Source organism: Polynucleobacter sp. MWH-Aus1W21 (genome assembly GCF_018687275.1).
In the GTDB taxonomy this organism is placed as follows: domain Bacteria; phylum Pseudomonadota; class Gammaproteobacteria; order Burkholderiales; family Burkholderiaceae; genus Polynucleobacter.
Map to the genome: position 1 here is coordinate 845,759 of NZ_CP061287.1, position 18,383 is coordinate 864,141.

General features: G+C 46.4%; 17 protein-coding genes and 1 tRNA gene. 17 read left to right on the top strand and 1 reads right to left on the bottom strand.

Going from position 1 to position 18,383, the window contains the following annotated elements:
- The first annotated feature begins 20 nt into the window (after nucleotides 1-20).
- The 11 genes from thrS (at nucleotide 21) to ICW03_RS04460 (ending at nucleotide 8,505) form a co-directional block, all read left to right on the top strand.
- On the top strand, nucleotides 21-1,943 hold the full coding sequence (gene thrS / locus ICW03_RS04410; protein ID WP_215349467.1) for a threonine--tRNA ligase: 1,923 nt from the start codon (nucleotides 21-23) through the stop codon (nucleotides 1,941-1,943).
- A 42-nt stretch (nucleotides 1,944-1,985) separates the two neighbouring features.
- Nucleotides 1,986-2,510, top strand: a complete 525-nt coding sequence (gene infC / locus ICW03_RS04415; protein WP_205627502.1) for a translation initiation factor IF-3 — start codon at nucleotides 1,986-1,988, stop codon at nucleotides 2,508-2,510.
- Between the two features lie 128 nt (nucleotides 2,511-2,638).
- Nucleotides 2,639-2,836, top strand: coding sequence for a 50S ribosomal protein L35 (rpmI, locus tag ICW03_RS04420; protein WP_011902674.1), 198 nt, complete (start codon nucleotides 2,639-2,641; stop codon nucleotides 2,834-2,836).
- A gap of 25 nt (nucleotides 2,837-2,861) precedes the next feature.
- Complete coding sequence (rplT, locus tag ICW03_RS04425; protein WP_011902675.1) at nucleotides 2,862-3,227, top strand: 50S ribosomal protein L20; 366 nt, start codon at nucleotides 2,862-2,864, stop codon at nucleotides 3,225-3,227.
- 25 nt (nucleotides 3,228-3,252) lie between these two features.
- Complete coding sequence (pheS, locus tag ICW03_RS04430; protein ID WP_215349470.1) at nucleotides 3,253-4,299, top strand: phenylalanine--tRNA ligase subunit alpha; 1,047 nt, start codon at nucleotides 3,253-3,255, stop codon at nucleotides 4,297-4,299.
- 33 nt (nucleotides 4,300-4,332) lie between these two features.
- Nucleotides 4,333-6,789 carry a phenylalanine--tRNA ligase subunit beta gene (gene pheT / locus ICW03_RS04435; protein ID WP_215349472.1) on the top strand — a complete coding sequence of 819 codons (2,457 nt, stop codon included), beginning with the start codon at nucleotides 4,333-4,335 and terminating at the stop codon, nucleotides 6,787-6,789.
- Between the two features lie 49 nt (nucleotides 6,790-6,838).
- Complete coding sequence (locus ICW03_RS04440) at nucleotides 6,839-7,162, top strand: integration host factor subunit alpha (RefSeq protein ID WP_068321512.1); 324 nt, start codon at nucleotides 6,839-6,841, stop codon at nucleotides 7,160-7,162.
- Nucleotides 7,140-7,490 carry a MerR family transcriptional regulator gene (locus ICW03_RS04445; RefSeq protein WP_215349475.1) on the top strand — a complete coding sequence of 117 codons (351 nt, stop codon included), beginning with the start codon at nucleotides 7,140-7,142 and terminating at the stop codon, nucleotides 7,488-7,490. The genes ICW03_RS04440 and ICW03_RS04445 overlap by 23 nt, the downstream gene beginning before the upstream one ends.
- 25 nt (nucleotides 7,491-7,515) lie before the next feature.
- A tRNA-Pro gene (locus ICW03_RS04450) sits at nucleotides 7,516-7,592 on the top strand.
- A 32-nt stretch (nucleotides 7,593-7,624) separates the two neighbouring features.
- Nucleotides 7,625-8,038: a PaaI family thioesterase gene (locus ICW03_RS04455; RefSeq protein ID WP_215349478.1), complete on the top strand. Its 414-nt coding sequence runs from the start codon at nucleotides 7,625-7,627 to the stop codon at nucleotides 8,036-8,038.
- 182 nt (nucleotides 8,039-8,220) lie between these two features.
- Nucleotides 8,221-8,505 (top strand): H-NS family nucleoid-associated regulatory protein, encoded by a 285-nt coding sequence (locus tag ICW03_RS04460; protein WP_215349481.1) that lies wholly within the window; start codon nucleotides 8,221-8,223, stop codon nucleotides 8,503-8,505.
- 78 nt (nucleotides 8,506-8,583) lie between these two features.
- On the opposite strand, the gene ICW03_RS04465 is transcribed toward ICW03_RS04460, so the two are convergent.
- The gene (locus ICW03_RS04465; protein WP_215349483.1) at nucleotides 8,584-9,282 is read right to left on the bottom strand and encodes a helix-turn-helix domain-containing protein; all 699 of its coding nucleotides are present in this window, start codon (nucleotides 9,280-9,282) and stop codon (nucleotides 8,584-8,586) included.
- 299 nt (nucleotides 9,283-9,581) lie between these two features.
- On the opposite strand from ICW03_RS04465, the gene ICW03_RS04470 reads away from it, so the two are divergent.
- The 6 genes from ICW03_RS04470 to ICW03_RS04495 are packed head-to-tail and all read left to right on the top strand — an operon-like array spanning nucleotide 9,582 to nucleotide 18,377.
- A complete protein-coding gene (locus ICW03_RS04470) occupies nucleotides 9,582-12,437 on the top strand; it encodes a 2-oxoglutarate dehydrogenase E1 component (protein ID WP_215349485.1) in 2,856 nt (951 codons plus the stop codon).
- A 48-nt stretch (nucleotides 12,438-12,485) separates the two neighbouring features.
- A complete protein-coding gene (odhB, locus tag ICW03_RS04475) occupies nucleotides 12,486-13,700 on the top strand; it encodes a 2-oxoglutarate dehydrogenase complex dihydrolipoyllysine-residue succinyltransferase (protein ID WP_215349488.1) in 1,215 nt (404 codons plus the stop codon).
- 12 nt (nucleotides 13,701-13,712) lie between these two features.
- Nucleotides 13,713-15,149: a dihydrolipoyl dehydrogenase gene (gene lpdA, locus ICW03_RS04480; RefSeq protein WP_215349491.1), complete on the top strand. Its 1,437-nt coding sequence runs from the start codon at nucleotides 13,713-13,715 to the stop codon at nucleotides 15,147-15,149.
- Complete coding sequence (gene zapE, locus ICW03_RS04485; protein ID WP_215349493.1) at nucleotides 15,150-16,253, top strand: cell division protein ZapE; 1,104 nt, start codon at nucleotides 15,150-15,152, stop codon at nucleotides 16,251-16,253.
- Between the two features lie 9 nt (nucleotides 16,254-16,262).
- Entirely contained in the window at nucleotides 16,263-17,114 is an 852-nt protein-coding gene (locus ICW03_RS04490) for a 3',5'-nucleoside bisphosphate phosphatase (protein WP_215349496.1), read from the top strand.
- A gap of 60 nt (nucleotides 17,115-17,174) precedes the next feature.
- Nucleotides 17,175-18,377: a tryptophan--tRNA ligase gene (locus ICW03_RS04495; RefSeq protein ID WP_215349498.1), complete on the top strand. Its 1,203-nt coding sequence runs from the start codon at nucleotides 17,175-17,177 to the stop codon at nucleotides 18,375-18,377.
- Nucleotides 18,378-18,383 lie beyond the last annotated feature (6 nt).

Here is an 18,383-nt window from a genome sequence, read left to right on the forward strand (position 1 = left end):
GTAAATAAGATGGAGTCGTCATGCTTGTAGTTACTCTACCCGATGGATCAAAACGTGAGTTTGAGGCCCCAGTTCGCGTCGCAGATGTTGCGCAAAGTATTGGCAGCGGTCTTGCAAAAGCTGCTTTAGGCGGCATCGTGGATGGCAAGATGGTTGATACCAGTTTTGTAATCGACAAAGATAGTCAGCTGGCCATCATTACCGACAAGAGTCCAGAAGCTTTAGAGATTGTTCGTCACTCCACAGCGCACTTATTGGCTTACGCCGTCAAAGAATTATTCCCAGAAGCGCAAGTGACTATTGGTCCTGTGATCGAGAATGGCTTTTACTATGACTTCTCTTATCACCGTCCATTTACACCGGATGACTTGGTTGCTTTAGAAAAGAAAATGACTGAGCTCGCTAAAAAAGACGAGCCAGTACTTCGTACTGTCATGCCACGCGATGAAGCTGTTGAGTTTTTCAAAAAGCAGGGTGAAAACTACAAAGCAGAATTGATTGCGAGCATTCCACAAGGTGAGGATGTTTCCTTATACGCCGAAGGTAAGTTCACGGACTTGTGCCGTGGCCCACACGTGCCTTCTACTGGAAAGCTCAAAGTATTTAAGCTGATGAAGCTTGCGGGTGCTTACTGGCGTGGCGATAGCAAGAATGAGATGTTGCAGCGTATCTACGGTACGGCCTGGTTACGTAAAGAAGATCAAGATGCTTACTTGCATATGCTTGAAGAGTCTGAGAAGCGTGATCATCGCCGTCTTGGAAAGCAACTCGATTTATTTCATTTCCAAGAAGAAGCTCCAGGTTTAATTTTCTGGCATCCAAAGGGTTGGTCAATTTGGCAAGAAGTTGAGCAATACATGCGTCGCGTGTATCAGCAAGAAGGCTACCAAGAAGTCAAAGCACCGCAAATTTTGGATCGCGGGCTTTGGGAAAAATCGGGTCACTGGGAAAACTACAAAGAGAATATGTTTACGACAGAGTCGGAGAATCGTGCGTATGCATTAAAGCCGATGAACTGCCCTGGTCACGTACAAATTTATAACTCTGGCTTGCATAGCTATCGTGAGTTGCCATTACGTTTTGGTGAATTTGGTCAATGCCACCGCAATGAGCCATCAGGCGCCTTACATGGATTGATGCGCGTACGTGGTTTCACACAAGACGATGGTCATATTTTCTGTACCGAAGATCAAATCCAAACTGAAGTGGCCGCATTTGATAAAGCTGTTCGTGCTGTTTATCAAGATTTTGGCTTTACTGAGGTCGCCGTAAAACTCGCTTTACGTCCAGCTAAACGTGTAGGCGATGACGCCATTTGGGATAAAGCTGAAGATGCACTGCGTGGCGCCTTGAAGGCCTCTGGTCAAGAATGGGAAGAATTGCTAGGCGAGGGTGCTTTTTACGGTCCAAAGATCGAATATCACCTCAAAGACTCAATCGGGCGTACATGGCAGTGCGGCACGATTCAGGTGGACTTCTCCATGCCAGCGCGTTTGGGGGCTGAATACGTGGCCGAAGACAATAGCCGCAAGACCCCAGTCATGCTCCATAGGGCAATAGTGGGCTCTTTAGAGCGTTTTATCGGTATTTTGATCGAAAATCACGCTGGAAACATGCCGGTTTGGCTTGCTCCGACCCAGGCTGTAGTCCTCAATATTTCAGGGAATTCTGCTGCATATGCACAAAAAGTGCAGCAATTGCTGAAAAAACAAGGGTTTAGAGTCGAATCTGATTTGCGGAACGAGAAAATTACGTATAAAATACGCGAGCACGCATTACAGAAGATCCCGTTTTTGCTCGTTGTAGGGGATAAAGAATCTGAAAGTAATACGGTGGCCGTTCGTGCCCGTGGCGGAGTGGATCTAGGTGTAATGCCTCTTGATGCTTTCGTTGCCCGACTCCAGCAGGATATATCCCAGAAAGTCGGACCCGAGCCTAGCTAGGGTTAGAACAGTCTTTATTGTTTTTTTATAGGAATTAAGAAGATCGCTACTGAAAAATTGCAACGCATTAACCGGGAAATTACTGCTCCTGAAGTGCGTTTGATTGGAATCGATGGAGAGCCCATCGGTGTAGTTAAGTTGAGTGAAGCCTTGGCTGCAGCAGAAGAGAAAGAAACCGATTTGGTTGAAATTGCTCCGACGGCTGTTCCACCTGTAGTCCGCATTATGGACTTCGGCAAATTCAAATACCAAGAAGCCAAGCGGATGCATGAAGCAAAGCTGAAGCAAAAGGTAATTCAGGTGAAGGAAGTTAAATTCCGCCCTGGTACTGATGATGGTGACTACGGTGTGAAGCTACGCAATCTAATCCGCTTTTTGGAAGATGGCGATAAGACAAAGATTACGCTGCGGTTTCGGGGTCGTGAAATGGCCCACCAAGAAATCGGAGTCAGAATGTTGGAGCGTTTGAAGTTGGATCTCGTTGAATACGGCCAAGTCGAACAGTTTCCAAAGATGGAAGGCCGCCAGATGGTGATGGTGTTGGCCCCCATTCGTAAGGCTAAGTAATCAGGTTTCTACCTGGTTCTTATGTAGGGAGGCGCTGAAAGGCGCCGGTAGTTTGAAGTGCTTCTGGGTACAGGAAGAGTAACCGTCGGTTACCACCTATGTTGCACAAGTAATTGAAGGGGTGCTTTATGCCCAAGATGAAGAGCAAGAGTAGCGCTAAAAAGCGCTTCACGGTTCGCGCAGGCGGAACGATTAAACGAGGTCAGGCTTTCAAACGTCACATCCTCACCAAGAAGACCACAAAGAATAAGCGTCACCTCCGTGGTTCCACAGAAGTTGCGAAAGCTGACGTTAAGTCAATTCGCTCTATGCTTCCATACGCTTAACCTCAGACTAGATTAGGAGAATTAAATGCCAAGAGTCAAACGTGGGGTTACAGCAAGAGCCCGTCATAAAAAAATCACCGATGCTGCTACAGGTTACCGTGGCCGTCGTAAGAACGTATTCCGTATTGCTAAGCAAGCGGTTATGCGTGCTGGTCAATATGCATATCGTGACCGTCGCAATAAGAAACGTGTATTCCGCGCTTTGTGGATTGCTCGTATCAACGCGGCAGTTCGCCAGCATGACATGACGTATAGCGTATTCATGAATGGTATGAAGAAAGCTGCGATCGAACTTGACCGCAAAGTACTTTCTGATATGGCCATTGCTGACAAAGCGGCTTTCGCTGCTTTGGTTACTCGGATTAAATCCGTAGTAAACGCTGCAGCTTAATCTTAGTTTTCTAAACTAAGCTGCAATGGTTTCTCTCGACCACATTGTCGAGGATGCTAAACGTGATTTCCTCGGAGCTGCCGATGCGGCAGCTCTAGAGGACGCGAAAGCCAAGTATCTCGGTAAGTCAGGTGTTCTCACTGAGCGTTTAAAAGCGCTTGGTGGAATGTCGCCTGAGGAGCGCAAGAGTGCTGGCGCCCAAATTAATCAAATCAAAACCCAAGTAGAAACTGCATTACAAGAGCGTCGCCAAGCTTTGGCTGATGCTGTGTTGATGCAACGTCTCGCTGCGGAGTCTATTGACGTTTCCTTGCCTGGTCGTGGCCAAGCAGTAGGTAGCTTGCATCCTGTGATGCGCACCTGGGAGCGTGTTGAAGAGATCTTCCGTTCGATTGGTTTTGATGTAGCAGATGGCCCCGAGATTGAAACCGATTGGTTTAATTTCACTGCCTTAAATAGTCCCGAGAATCATCCTGCGCGCTCAATGCAGGATACGTTTTATATCGATGGCAAAGATTCTAATGAGAAACCTTTGTTATTGCGCACGCATACCAGCCCAATTCAGGTTCGCTATGCGAGCGAGCACGTTAAGAAATACGCTAATGCAGATGTGATGCCGCCAATCAAAGTGATTGCACCAGGCAGAACTTATCGCGTTGATAGCGATGCAACGCATTCGCCGATGTTCCATCAGGTCGAAGGCTTATGGATTGCCGAAAGCGTCTCCTTTGCAGATCTCAAAGGCGTCTATACAGACTTCTTGAGAACCTTCTTTGAAACAAATGAGCTGCAAGTGCGTTTCCGCCCATCTTATTTCCCATTCACTGAGCCATCGGCTGAGATTGATATGGCTTTTGGAAGCGGCAAGCTTGCTGGCCGTTGGTTGGAAATCTCTGGAGCGGGACAGGTTCATCCAAATGTATTACGCAATATGGGGATCGACCCAGAGCGCTATACCGGCTTTGCTTTTGGATCTGGCTTAGAACGCTTGACGATGTTACGTTATGGCGTTGACGATTTACGTCTCTTCTTCGAAAACGATCTGCGTTTCTTAGCGCAGTTCCCCGCATAACTAAATCAGCATTACTAAATCTTAGATCGCGCTATGCAATTTTCTGAATCTTGGCTCCGTCAGTATGTAAACCCATCACTTGATAGTGATGCGCTTGGTCATGCAATGACTATGGCGGGTTTAGAAGTTGAAGAGCAGCATTCAGTAGCGCCAGCATTTACCAAGATTGTGATTGCACAAATTTTGTCTGCTGAGCAACATCCTGATGCAGACCGTTTGCGTGTTTGTAAAGTAGATGCAGGTACTGGTCAAGAGTTACAAATCGTTTGTGGCGCACCTAATGCGCGCGCTGGTATCAAGATTCCTTGCGCCATGGTTGGTGCTGAATTGCCTCCAGCAGAAGCAGGCGGCAAGCCCTTCATGATTAAGGTTGGCAAGCTGCGTGGCGTAGAGAGCCAAGGCATGTTGTGCTCTGGTCGTGAGCTTGGTTTAGGTGATGATCATGAAGGCATCTTAGAGTTACCTGCAGATGCACCAGTCGGAAAAGATATCCGCGAATACCTTGACCTCGATGATCAAATCTTTGTTATTAAGTTAACTCCAAATAAAGCTGATTGCCTCTCATTAATGGGGATGGCAAGAGAAGTCTCAGCGATCACTGGTGCTGCACTTTGTACGCCAAAGTGGACTCCGCCTGCAGTAACAATCGAAGATAAGCGCAAAGTCACAGTAGAAAAGAAAGAGCTCTGCGGACGTTTTGCTGGTCGCGTCATTCGTGGCGTGAATCCTCAGGCTAAAACACCTGATTGGATTGTGAAACGCCTATCCCGCGCTGGTCAAAGAAGTATTTCTGCATTAGTAGATCTATCTAACTATGTGATGTTAGAAATGGGTCAACCAACCCATGTATTTGATATAGACAAGTTAAATGGTGATATCAATGTACGCTGGGCTAAAGCGGGTGAAACGCTTGAATTATTAAATGGTCAAACAGTGATTTTGCAGGGGCCGGATTCTGCAGGTAAGTTGCAAGATGCAGGTGTGGTGGCGGATCAAAATGGTCCAGTAGCACTTGCCGGCATCATGGGTGGCAATCACTGCGCTGTATCTGATGACACGAAGAACATCTATGTTGAGTCTGCATATTGGTTGCCTTCAGCCATACAGGGCCGTGCACGTCGTTTCAATTTCAGTACAGATGCAGCACATCGTTTTGAGCGTGGAGTAGATCCACAAAATACGGTTAATTGCTTGGAGTATCTCAGCGCCTTAATTATTGAGGTTTGCGGTGGTCAAGCGGGTCCAGTAGATGATCAAGTATTAAATGTTCCAGAGCGTAAGCCAGTCAAAATGCGCTTGGCTAGAGCTGAAAAAGTCATCGGCATTCCACTTGCTAGTGAAGTGGTTGCTGATGTATTTAAGCGTCTTGGTTTTGAATTCAAGCAAGAAGGGGATGCTTTTGTTGTTACACCTCCAAGCTATCGCTTTGACATCGAAATCGAAGAAGATTTGATTGAAGAAGTCGCACGCATGTACGGCTTCGAAAATATCCCAGATCAACCACCAGTAGCGTCATTAAAGATGAGTGCTAAAGCAGAAGCTAAGCGTGGTATTCATTTGTTGCGCCAGCGTTTAGCTCTTCAAGGTTATCAAGAGGCAGTGAACTTCGGATTCACAGATCTTGAAAGTGAACAGCGCCTTGCTGGTGCAAAAGAGCAGGATCTGATTAAGGTGCTTAATCAGATTGCCAATCAGTATGGCGTCATGCGTAGCACACTCTGGGGTGGCTTGTTGGGCAACCTCAAGGCCAATTTAAACCGCGGAGCAGGGCGTGTGCGCCTGTTTGAGGCTGGTCGTGTATTCAAGCGTGACGCTAGCGTTCAAGAAGAGGCCGGCAAAGTGGCTGGCTTTCATCAGCCTCAAAAAATTGGTGGCTTAGCTTATGGATCATTTGTTCCTGAGCAATGGGCCAATGCAACACGTGCAGTTGATTTCTTTGACGTGAAGGGTGACCTTGAACGTGTTTTAGATCCGCTACATTTCATCACTGAAGCTGCGCAGCATCCAGCATTGCATCCTGGTCGTTCAGCTCAGGTGATTTTGAAGGCTGGCAAAAGCAATATTGCCATTGGTTGGATTGGTGAATTACATCCTGGTCTACAACAAGCTTATGAATTACCGCAAGCACCAGTGTTGTTTGAATTAGATTTAGAGCCTATTCGTGAACTCGGCTTACCTGTGCCTGAAGAGTTAAGTAAATTCCCGGCAGTACAACGTGATTTGGCATTGGTAGTGAAACAAAGTGTTTCTGCGCAATCATTATTAGATGTAATGGCTGCAAGCAAACAGAATTTTGTTCGCAATATTGAGCTCTTCGATGAGTTCAAGCCAAAGGCGGGTTCGAGCAGTATGGCAGACGATGAAAAGAGTTTGGCTTTCCGTGTCACCCTGTTAAACCCTAATGAAACATTGCAAGATCCCCAAATTGATGCAGTAATGGCTGCTTTATTGGGTGCCGTTGAGAAAAAGTGCGCAGCCCGTTTGCGCTAGGTTTAATATTAGATATAAATCAAATAATTAGTTACCAAAGAGACTAGCAATGACCGAATTGATTTCTAACGATACCGTTACTAAGAATGAGCTTTCAGAGGCTCTCTTTGATCAGGTTGGATTGAACAAGCGTGAAGCGAAAGACATGATTGATGCTTTCTTTGATCGTATTGGCCAATCACTTGAGACGGGTGTGGAAGTGAAGATCTCCGGTTTTGGTAATTTCCAGTTGCGCAATAAATCGGCTCGTCCTGGCCGAAATCCAAAGACAGGTCAAATGATTCCGATTGCTGCTAGACGTGTCGTTACTTTTCACGCCAGTCAAAAGCTTAAAGATGTAGTGGAGTCACATGCTCGAGAAAACCGAGTTTGATGCTAGCTCAGTACTGCTGAGCTCTCAACTTCCCCCTATACCAGCTAAACGCTATTTCACTATTGGTGAAGTGGCCGATCTTTGCGGTGTCCGTTCACATGTTCTACGCTATTGGGAACAAGAGTTTTCCCAGTTAAGTCCGCAAAAACGACGTGGTAACCGTCGCTACTACCAGCATCACGAGGTAGTTCTCATTAGAAAAATTCGCTCACTTCTCTATGAAGAGGGTTTTACGATTAGTGGCGCACGTAATCGCCTAGAAGAAGCTCGCGGAGACCTACGTTTACGCGAAGAATTGCAAGCAGTTCTGCAGATTCTCTCTAAATAGTTACTGCTACAATTTCGTCTTTCGTCGGGGCGTAGCGCAGCCTGGTAGCGTACATGCATGGGGTGCATGTGGTCGGAGGTTCAAATCCTCTCGCCCCGACCATCTAATTGCTTCTTTCACCAAAAACACCTTCCATGACAAGCACTGAAAAACCTATTGAATATTTTGGTCTCAAGATACCTTTCTTGGCACATTTAGGCGTTGTGCCTGAGTTTGCAAAAGATGGCAAGTCTCGGATTAGTTTGGACTTAAAGCCCGAATATGAGAATAGTTTTGGTATTGCTCATGGCGGTGTCATCATGACCCTCTTGGATTTTGCGATGGGTGCAGCAGCAAGAAGTACTACGGACATTCCTTTGGGTGCCATGACAATTGATATGTCGGTCAGTTTTCTACGCCCCAGTACCGGCAAAATCGTAGTGGAGGGCACCATCCTCAAGCCGGGTAAAACAATTAATTATTGTGAGGCCGTTGTTTTGAATGAGGCAGGTGAGATAACAGCTAAATCTAGCGGTACTTTTATGCTCAGAAAATCGAGTGCGCCTTAATTAAGCATAGTATTTATAATAATTATGTCTTTTATTTAATTTTATAAATAAAGTACTAATATATTTAGGTTAATAATCCATTAATATATATAGTCGTGGGGGATTAATTTATATATAATTACTCTCTAATGCAGTTTATTTACACTGCATATAACTACTTATTATTCGGAGAGTGAAAAAATATGCCTTCTTATAAAGAGCTTTTAGCCCAACGCGAACAGTTGGATAAACAGATTAAAGAAGCAATAGCCCTAGAAAAGGCAGATGGCATTGCCAAGGCAAAGCTAATTATTGAGCAATACAACCTAACGGCTGCAGATTTATTTAGTCGTAAGGCTGGGCTTAAGAGCGCTGGCGGTAAGGTTGCTCCAAAGTATCGAAATCCCTCTACAGGTGAAACCTGGACTGGTCGCGGCAAAGCGCCTAAATGGATTGAGGGAAGAGATCGTAGCGGATATTTGATCTAACCCCATGTTGTTTAAGATTTAGTACAAAAGGCCGCTAAAAGCGGCCTTTTTTATTGAGTATCCAGTTCCTGGGCAATACTAGGCGCATTTTCTGGCAAGGGCCTCCACAAATAGGGGTTCCAATAGATCGTGCCTGCTGCCATGAGTCCAATGTCCTTCAGTCTCCGGATTGGTTGCAGGGTAGCCAATGATGAGGGGATTGTGGTCTATTAAGCCGTTTTCGAGCTCCTTTTTGATACTTTCGCTAAATGAGGGCTTACCCCCTGAATTTTCATCCGCAAGAGTGACTACACCAGGATGCAGCTTAATAAAACCTTCATCCACTAGTATAGGTATACGCTGTGTGTCCTTGTTTTTGCTCAAATAATGGATTAAATGAACTTGTTCTACCGGTGGAATAAGTGCGTCCAAAAAGATCAAATCTGGGGCTATGGAAACGGCTTTCATGAGGCCCTCTAGACTATCGACCGCCATTTCCATATCCACTTTGAGCTGCCAATCAGCAATAGCCTCTATTAATTCCTGCCCATTTTCAGATCTTCTAAATATCCCCATAGCAACGCAGTTTTGGGTTGTCTTTTGGCGCATAGCCCTCTTTCGACGTTGTAACTGTTGCTCTAATGAGCTAGCCAATATCCGGCGGTGTCCTCCCCGAGTTTTCCAGGCAACTAATTCACCCAATTCCACCATTTTCTGAACAGTGCCCAAGGAAACTTGTAAAACCTTGGCGCTTTGGCGGGTGCTGAGATATTCCGTTTCTGGGGTAAGTGATTTCATATTTCCCTTAATTTCATTTAATTGTTTGAAGATTTAGAGAATAAAAATCAAAATCATTTGAATCTGTCGGTAATCCTTTAAAGCGAGGTAGGAATCTTCTTATTAATGACCTTAAATACGGGGATAACCCCAAAACCCCTTAAATCAGGGAAAGCCCTTTATGTATCAATGGTCATTCGTGTTAAATTACTGGTGTAGTAAAGGTATTTGCACAGATCAATTCGTGAAGCGGTATAGCCGTAGAGCGGATGGTTTTAACCACAGTTTTTAATCGGGAAACCCGATGAAAGGTGAGCATCATGATGCAGGATCAAAGAGATAACTCCTATCTCTTCGGCGGAAACGCACCCTATGTAGAAGAACTCTACGAATCCTACTTGCACGATCCAGCTTCTGTAGCTGATCATTGGCGAGATTATTTCGATAACGTGAAACAGGTTCCAGCGGTTGACGGTTCATCTCGAACTGACATTGCACATGGACCGATTGTTGCTTCATTTGCTGAGCGCGCTAAGCAAGGTCCTATCAGAACAATTTCTGATTCGGCTGACTCAGAAATGGGCCGCAAGCGCGTTGCTGTTCAGCAGTTAATTGCCGCGTATCGTAACGTTGGCAATCGCTGGGCAAACTTAGATCCATTAAAGCGGACAGAGCGCCAGGATATTCCTGAGTTAGACCCCGCTTTCTATGGTTTCACTGATGGCGATATGGATATCGTCTTCAATACTAGTAATACATTCTTCGGCAAGAACGAAATGTCTTTGCGCGATTTGCTGCAAGCATTACGTGAGACTTACTGCGGCACGATTGGTGTTGAGTTCATGTTTATTGCCGACCAAAAGATTAAGAAGTGGTGGCAGGAAAAGCTCGAATCCATTCGCTCTACTCCAAGCTTCAATGTCGATGAAAAGCGCCAAATCCTGGACCGCGTTACCGCTGCTGAAGGCCTTGAGCGTTATCTCCAGGCTAAGTACGTTGGTCAAAAGCGCTTCTCCCTAGAGGGTGGAGAGAGCTTTATTGCCTGTATGGATGAGTTGATTCGTGATGCTGGCAATAAAGGCATTCAAGAGATTGTGATTGGAATGGCCCACCGCGGTCGTCTGAATGTACTGGTCAATACTTTGGGCAAAATGCCAACAGATCTATTTGCTGAGTTTGAGCACAAGGGTCCAGAAACATTGCCAGCAGGTGACGTGAAGTATCACCAAGGTTTCTCAAGCGATATTTCAACTCCAGGCGGTCCGGTTCACTTGTCATTGGCATTTAACCCATCCCATTTAGAAATCGTCAACCCAGTTGTTGAAGGTTCGGCACGTGCCCGTATGGAGCGTCGTGGCGATATGTTGGGTGAGCAGGTAATGCCGGTCTTGGTTCACGGTGATGCTGCGATTGCGGGTCAGGGCGTGATGCAAGAAACATTGGCAATGTCTGAGGTACGTGGCTATTCCACGGGCGGCACGATGCATATCGTAATTAATAACCAAATTGGTTTCACAACTTCAGATCCACGCGACTTGCGTTCAAGCTTGTATTGCACGGACATCATGAAAATTGTAGATGCACCGGTTTTGCACGTAAACGGTGATGATCCTGAAGCAGTAGTGTTGGCGACTAAGTTGGCTGTAGAGTTCCGCATGAAGTTCCACAAGGACGTTGCGGTTGACATCATCTGCTTCCGTAAATTGGGTCACAACGAGCAAGATACGCCTGCAATGACTCAGCCTTTGATGTACAAAATCATTGCTGCGCACCCTGGCACACGCAAGCTCTATGCTGACAAGCTAGAAACTCAAGGCGTATTGCCTGCTGGTACTGGCGACTTGATGGTTAAAGAATACCGTGCTGCGATGGATGAGGGTAGGCAGACATCTGACCCAGTGTTGAGTAACTTCAAGGGTAAGTTTGCAGTAGATTGGTCTCCATTCTTGAATAAGAAGTGGACTGACGAAGCCGATACGGCAATTCCATTAACTGAGTGGAAGCGTTTGGCTGAGAAGATCTCTACTATTCCTGAAGGTTTTAAAGCACATCCATTGGTTGCCAAGGTTTATAACGACCGCGCTGCAATGGGTCGTGGTGAGGCTAATGTTGACTGGGGTATGGGCGAGCACATGGCTTTCGCATCGCTGGTTGCTAGTGGCTACCCTGTACGTTTGTCTGGTGAAGATAGCGGGCGCGGCACCTTTACTCACCGTCATGCGGTGTTGCATGAGCAAAACCGTGAGAAGTGGGATACCGGTACTTACATCGCGCTTCAGCATGTTACTAAGGACCAAGCACCATTTGTGGTAATTGACTCCATTCTTTCCGAAGAGGCTGTACTTGGTTTTGAGTATGGCTATGCTGCCGCTGAGCCAAATACTTTGACTATCTGGGAAGCTCAGTTTGGTGACTTTGCTAACGGCGCTCAAGTGGTGATTGACCAGTTCATCGCCTCTGGTGAAGTGAAGTGGGGTCGTGCAAATGGCTTGGTTATGATGTTGCCGCACGGCTATGAAGGCCAAGGCCCAGAGCATTCATCAGCGCGTTTAGAGCGTTACATGCAATTGTGCGCTGATACGAATATGCAGGTGATTCAGCCAACGACTGCAGCGCAAATCTTCCACGTATTGCGTCGTCAGATGATTCGTCAGTTCCGCAAACCGCTGATCTTGATGACACCAAAATCATTGCTCCGTAATAAAGAAGCTGCATCCCCATTGTCTGAATTTACGAAGGGTGGCTTCCAAACTGTAATCGGTGAACGCGATGATTCTATCGATGCTAAGCAGGTGACTCGTTTGGTAATGTGTTCCGGCAAGGTCTATTACGACTTGGTTAAGCAACGCGCCGAAAAGAAGCTGGGTGATGTAGCCATCATTCGCTTGGAGCAAATGTATCCATTCCCGCATAAAGCATTGACTGCTGAATTGAAGAAATATCCAAAGCTAGAAGAGGTTGTGTGGTGTCAAGATGAGCCACAAAACCAAGGCGCTTGGTTCTTCGTGCAACACAATATCTTGGAAAACATGTCTGATGGCATGAAGTTGGGTTATGCAGGCCGTCCTGCATCAGCATCACCAGCTTGTGGTTATGCCCACCTCCACCAAGAACAGCAGAAGTCATTATTAAATGCGGCATTTGCCAAATTAAAAGGTTACGTGATTACGAAATAATCGTCTTCATAACTCAACATACACACATACATATAAACAGGATTAATCATGGCTATTTTCGAAGTTAAAGTTCCACAACTCTCCGAGTCAGTTGCTGAAGCAACTTTATTGCAATGGAAAAAGAAGGTTGGCGACGCTGTTGGTCAAGACGAGATCTTGATCGAAATCGAAACAGATAAAGTAGTTCTCGAAGTCCCAGCTCCATCTGCCGGTGTTTTGACAGAAATCGTTGTTGCTGATGGCGGCACTGTTGTTGCCGAGCAATTGATCGCGAAGATCGACAGCACTGCCGTTGCAGCCGCAGCTCCTGCCGCTGCCGCACCTGCACCAGCCGCAGCTCCTGCTGCAGCTCCAGCGCCTGCTAAAGCAGCCGCTCCTGCAGCCAAAGCTGGCGCAGCCGCAGCTCCTTCAGCTGCCAAAATTTTGGCGGAGAAGGGTGTTGACGCTGGACAAGTTGCTGGTTCAGGACGTGATGGCCGTATCACCAAAGGTGATGCATTGAATGCTTCTGCAGGTGGCGCTAAGTCTGCTGCATTGCCAAGCGCACCAATTCCAACTGGCGATCGCCCAGAAGAGCGCGTTCCAATGAGCCGCTTGCGAGCCCGTATTGCTGAGCGTTTGCTTGAGTCCCAAGCAAACAACGCTATCTTGACTACATTCAATGAAGTCAACATGGGCCCAGTGATTGCACTGCGCAATAAATACAAAGATCAGTTTGAGAAGACTCATGGTGTGAAGTTAGGCTTCATGTCCTTCTTTGTTAAGGCAGCAACACACGCCTTGAAGAAATTCCCACTCTTGAATGCTTCTGTTGATGGCAATGACATCGTTTACCACGGTTACTTTGATATCGGTATCGCTGTGAGCTCACCACGTGGCTTGGTAGTTCCAATTCTGCGTGACGTCGACCAAATGAACTTGGCTGACATCGAGAAGAAGATTGCTGAGTTTGGCACTAAAGCTCGCGAAGGTAAGTTGTCTATTGAAGAGTTGACTGGCGGCACATTCTCCATTTCTAACGGTGGCGTATTCGGTTCTATGCTCTCCACTCCGATCATCAACCCACCACAATCCGCTATTTTGGGTATCCACGCTACTAAAGATCGTGCTGTTGTTGAAAACGGTCAAGTAGTTGTTCGCCCAATCAACTACCTTGCTTTGTCATACGATCACCGAATCATTGACGGCCGTGAGGCTGTGCTTGGTTTAGTTGCCATGAAGGATGCTTTGGAAGATCCTTCACGTCTTCTCCTTGATTTGTAAGAAGGGAAGATCATGAGCCAAGCTTTTGACGTAGTAGTAATCGGTGGTGGCCCTGGCGGCTACATTGCCGCAATCCGTGCAGCGCAACTTGGCTTCAAGGTTGCCTGTGCAGAATCAAGTTCTTATGATGATCCTAAGGGCGAGCCACGTTTGGGTGGTACATGCTTGAACGTTGGCTGTATTCCTTCTAAGGCCTTGTTGGCTTCTTCTGAGGAATTCGAGAAGATTAACCATCATGCCGCTGATCACGGAATTAAAGTGGGTGCAGTGAGTATTGACTCCAAGAAGATGATCGCTCGTAAAGATGACATCGTTACCAAGATGACTGGTGGCATTCAGTACTTGTTCCGCAAGAACAAAATCACATTGTTAAAAGGCCACGCTTCATTTGAAGGTAAGGGCGCTGATGGCTATCAAATCAAAATTGATGGCAAAGACAAAACTACAGTGACCGGTAAGAATGTCATCATTGCAACTGGTTCTAAGGCACGCCATCTTCCAGGCATCGCTGTAGATAACGTATTGATTTGCGATAACGAAGGTGCCTTGAAGTTTGATTCTGCCCCTAAGAAATTGGGTGTAATCGGTGCTGGCGTAATTGGTTTGGAGTTGGGTTCTGTATGGCGCCGTCTCGGCGCTGAGGTGACCGTGCTTGAAGCAATGCCATCCTTCTTGGGTGCCTGTGATATCAGCATCGCTAAAGAAGCGCAAAAGTTGTTTGCTAAGCAAGGTTTGAGCATCAATACTGGCGTAAAAATTGGCGATGTGAAAGCTGACAAGAAGGGTGTAGTTGTTAATTACACTGACAGCGCTGGTAAAGCTGCTAAGTTGGAATGTGATCGCTTAATTGTTTCTGTTGGTCGCGTACCAAACACCGATAAATTAGGTTTAGACAAAATTGGTCTTAAAGTAGATGAGCGTGGCTTCATTCCTATTGATGACCACACTTGTGCAACTGCAGCTCCTGGTGTTTACGCTGTAGGTGACGTGGTTCGCGGACCGATGTTGGCGCATAAAGCAGAAGATGAAGGCGTCTTGGTTGCTGAAGTAATTGCTGGCCAAAAACCACATATCGATTACAACTGCATTCCTTGGGTTATCTACACTGATCCTGAGATTGCATGGGTTGGTAAAACAGAGCAAGCGCTTAAAGAGGCTGGTATTGCATACAAAGCAGGTCAGTTCCCATTTGCTGCTAACGGCCGTGCTTTAGGCATGGGTCGCGCCGATGGTTTCATCAAAGTGTTAGCAGATGCTAAGACCGATGAGATTCTTGGCGTTCACATCATTGGCGCCAATGCTTCTGACCTCATTGCTGAAGCAGCGGTTGCAATGGAATTCAAAGCAGCAGCAGAAGATATTGCTCGTATCTGTCATGCACATCCAAGTTTGTCTGAAGTGATGCGCGAAGCAGCATTGGCGACAGACTCACGTGCATTAAATATGTAATTGAAAACCATTGAGTTTTACCAACAAGAGTTAAAAGCGCGCGGGTATCAAAGTGATCCCGCGCAGCTTCGTGCTGTTGAGCGACTTCAGGAATGTGAAGATCAATGGATTGCTTATAAAGAAATCCGCAGTAACACTCTCAAGAAAAAGATCTTTAAACCAACGCTTCCTCGCGGTCTTTACCTGTGGGGTGGAGTAGGCCGCGGCAAGTCTTTCTTAATGGACTGTTTTTACGCAGCCTCACCATTAGAAAAAAAGATCCGCATCCACTTTCATGAGTTCATGCGCGAAGTTCACCGCGAACTCCATGAGTTATCTGGCTTATCCGATCCATTGGATGAGTTGGCAAAGCGCATCTCAAATCGCTATCGCCTCATTTGTTTTGATGAGTTCCATATTAATGACATCGCTGATGCGATGATTTTGTATCGCTTGCTCGATGCACTCTTTGCAGACCGCGTGCAATTTGTGATGACATCAAACTATCGCCCAGACCAACTCTATCCCAATGGTTTGCATCGCGATAGATTAATCCCAGCTATTAAGTTGTTGGAAGAAAAACTTGATGTATTGAATGTGGATGCTGGCAACGATTACCGTCGTGTGCAAATGGCGCAAGTGGAAGCCTATCTAACTCCCGTGAATGCAGAAACTCAGGCAACGCTTGGTCAAATGTTCCAAACACTCATTGGCAATCAAAATGAAGCGCGTAATCCCGTCTTAAATATTGAGTCCCGTGAATTGCGTCCATTACACATGGCTGACGGTGTAGTGTGGTTTGACTTTAAAACCCTATGCTGCGGTCCACGCTCACAAAATGATTACCTAGAGATTGCTAACCAGTTCCATACGGTGATTCTGTCGGGGGTGCCCTATATGCCACCCAGAATGACTAATGAGGCTCGTCGCTTTATTTGGTTAATTGACGTCCTCTATGACCATAAGATCAAGCTCATCATCTCCGCTGAGGTTCCGGCCCCGGATTTATACACAGAAGGTCAAATTACCGCTGAATTCTCAAGAACCGTGTCCCGTTTGATTGAGATGCAGTCTCGTGACTACCTAGATGCACCGCGCCGGGTAATTGATACCAGCTTGACCTAAAATAGGGTCATGAGCAGCTTTTCACCCCTAAATGCCGACTTGCATTGCCATTCAGTAATTTCTGACGGCACTTTGACGCCTGAAGAATTGGCGGAACGCGCCAAAGCGAATGGCGTGCATTTGTGGGCGCTGACTGACCATGATGAGTTAGGTGGTCAAAAGCGTGCCCGTGAGGCAGCTAGCGCATTAAATATAGATTACCTCGCTGGTGTGGAGATCTCTGTCACTTGGATGGGTGAGACTATTCATATTGTTGGGCTTGGTATTGATGCCGAGCATATTGGAATTATTGAGGGCTTGCGTCAAACTCGTGATGGTCGTGCGAATCGTGCGCAACTAATGGCTGAGCAATTACTCAAAGTGGGAATACCTGGTGCCTATGAAGGCGCACTGCATTTTGCCGGTAATCATGAGCTCATCTCTAGAACACACTTCGCGCGCTTTTTGGTAGAGCAGGGCGTTTGTCGCAATACCGAGCATGTATTTAAAAATTACTTGATTGAAGGCAAGCCTGGGTATGTACCTCACCAGTGGGCTAGCCTAGATAATGCTGTAAATTGGATTAAGTCAGCAGGCGGCATAGCAGTGATTGCTCATCCTGGTCGTTACAGTAGGTTAAACGCCATGCAAATGGATGAGCTCTATAAGCTCTTCAAAGAGCTAGGCGGCTTGGCGATTGAGGTTATTACTGGTAGTCACAGCCCAGATCAATATAAAACCTTTGCAAAGATTGCACAGCAATATGGCTTCTTGGCTTCTCGCGGTTCAGATTTTCATGATCCAAATGAAAGTCATATTGATTTGGGTAATTTGCCGCATTTGCCAGATCATCTCACTCCAGTGTGGTCCGCCTTTCATTAGGCAATGATCACTGAATCCCTTATTTAACTACTCCTTTAACTACTTAGAAAAAGAAAACAGATGTTTGCTGAACGCGTTCTCTCTGGCATGCGCCCAACCGGTAATTTGCACTTAGGTCACTACCATGGCGTTTTAAAGAACTGGGTGCGCTTGCAGTCCGAATACCCTTGCTTCTTTTTCGTAGCTGATTGGCATGCCTTAACTACCCACTATGAAACTCCGGATGTGATTGAACAATCTGTGTGGGATATGGTGATTGACTGGTTGGCAACCGGCGTTGATCCTAATCAAGCTACTTTGTTTATCCAAAGTAAAGTGCCTGAGCATGCTGAACTCTTTTTATTGCTATCTATGGGAACGCCATTGGGATGGTTAGAGCGTGTTCCGACTTATAAAGATCAGATTGAGAAGCTTAAGGAAAAAGACCTGCAAACCTACGGTTTCCTGGGCTACCCATTGCTTCAGGCCGCAGATATTTTGATTTACCGCGCGCAGTTTGTGCCTGTGGGTGAAGACCAGGTGCCTCACGTAGAGATGACGCGTGAAGTGGCTCGTCGCTTTAACTATCTGTATGGACGCGAACCAGGGTTTGAAGAAAAAGCTCTAGAGGCTGTCAAGAAGCTCGGTAGCAAACGTGCCAAGATGTATGCTGAATTACGCGTTGCTTTTCAGGAGCGCGGTGATGATGAGGCGCTTGAGCAAGCTAAGGCTTTATTGCAAGAAGCGCAAAGCCTATCCATGGCTGACCGCGAACGTCTCTTTGGTTTTTTAGAAGGCGCTCGCAAAATAATTCTGCCTGAACCGCAAGCGTTGCTGACAGCAGCCTCACGTATGCCTGGTATTGACGGACAAAAAATGTCTAAGTCTTACGGTAACACTATTAGCATTCGAGAAAACCCAGAAGACGTGATTAAAAAGATTCGCACGATGCCTACAGACCCTGCGCGCGTTCGTAGAACGGATGTGGGTGATCCAGCACGTTGCCCTGTATGGCAATTACATGCTGTTTACTCTAATGAGGAAACCAAACAGTGGGTTGATAAAGGCTGTAAGTCAGCTGGCATTGGCTGTCTAGAGTGCAAGCAACCTGTGATTGATGCGATTTTGGCTGAGCAACAGCCAATGTTTGAACGTGCTCAAAAATACCTCGATGATCCGAGCTTGCTGCGCTCCATCATTGCTGATGGCTGCGATAAAGCGCGCAAAGTTGCGCAAGAAACCATGCGTGAGGTTCGTGAGTCGATGGGCCTTGCTTACGATTGAGGATTG

What these genes read in the sequence shown, in the direction of transcription:
- thrS (WP_215349467.1), top strand. Translation starts at nt 21, where the DNA reads ATGCTTGTAGTTACTCTACCCGATGGATCAAAACGTGAGTTTGAGGCC.
- rpmI (WP_011902674.1), top strand. Translation starts at nt 2,639, where the DNA reads ATGCCCAAGATGAAGAGCAAGAGTAGCGCTAAAAAGCGCTTCACGGTT.
- rplT (WP_011902675.1), top strand. Translation starts at nt 2,862, where the DNA reads ATGCCAAGAGTCAAACGTGGGGTTACAGCAAGAGCCCGTCATAAAAAA.
- pheS (WP_215349470.1), top strand. Translation starts at nt 3,253, where the DNA reads ATGGTTTCTCTCGACCACATTGTCGAGGATGCTAAACGTGATTTCCTC.
- pheT (WP_215349472.1), top strand. Translation starts at nt 4,333, where the DNA reads ATGCAATTTTCTGAATCTTGGCTCCGTCAGTATGTAAACCCATCACTT.
- ICW03_RS04440 (WP_068321512.1), top strand. Translation starts at nt 6,839, where the DNA reads ATGACCGAATTGATTTCTAACGATACCGTTACTAAGAATGAGCTTTCA.
- ICW03_RS04445 (WP_215349475.1), top strand. Translation starts at nt 7,140, where the DNA reads ATGCTCGAGAAAACCGAGTTTGATGCTAGCTCAGTACTGCTGAGCTCT.
- ICW03_RS04455 (WP_215349478.1), top strand. Translation starts at nt 7,625, where the DNA reads ATGACAAGCACTGAAAAACCTATTGAATATTTTGGTCTCAAGATACCT.
- ICW03_RS04460 (WP_215349481.1), top strand. Translation starts at nt 8,221, where the DNA reads ATGCCTTCTTATAAAGAGCTTTTAGCCCAACGCGAACAGTTGGATAAA.
- ICW03_RS04465 (WP_215349483.1), bottom strand. Translation starts at nt 9,282, where the DNA reads ATGAAATCACTTACCCCAGAAACGGAATATCTCAGCACCCGCCAAAGC.
- ICW03_RS04470 (WP_215349485.1), top strand. Translation starts at nt 9,582, where the DNA reads ATGATGCAGGATCAAAGAGATAACTCCTATCTCTTCGGCGGAAACGCA.
- odhB (WP_215349488.1), top strand. Translation starts at nt 12,486, where the DNA reads ATGGCTATTTTCGAAGTTAAAGTTCCACAACTCTCCGAGTCAGTTGCT.
- lpdA (WP_215349491.1), top strand. Translation starts at nt 13,713, where the DNA reads ATGAGCCAAGCTTTTGACGTAGTAGTAATCGGTGGTGGCCCTGGCGGC.
- ICW03_RS04490 (WP_215349496.1), top strand. Translation starts at nt 16,263, where the DNA reads ATGAGCAGCTTTTCACCCCTAAATGCCGACTTGCATTGCCATTCAGTA.
- ICW03_RS04495 (WP_215349498.1), top strand. Translation starts at nt 17,175, where the DNA reads ATGTTTGCTGAACGCGTTCTCTCTGGCATGCGCCCAACCGGTAATTTG.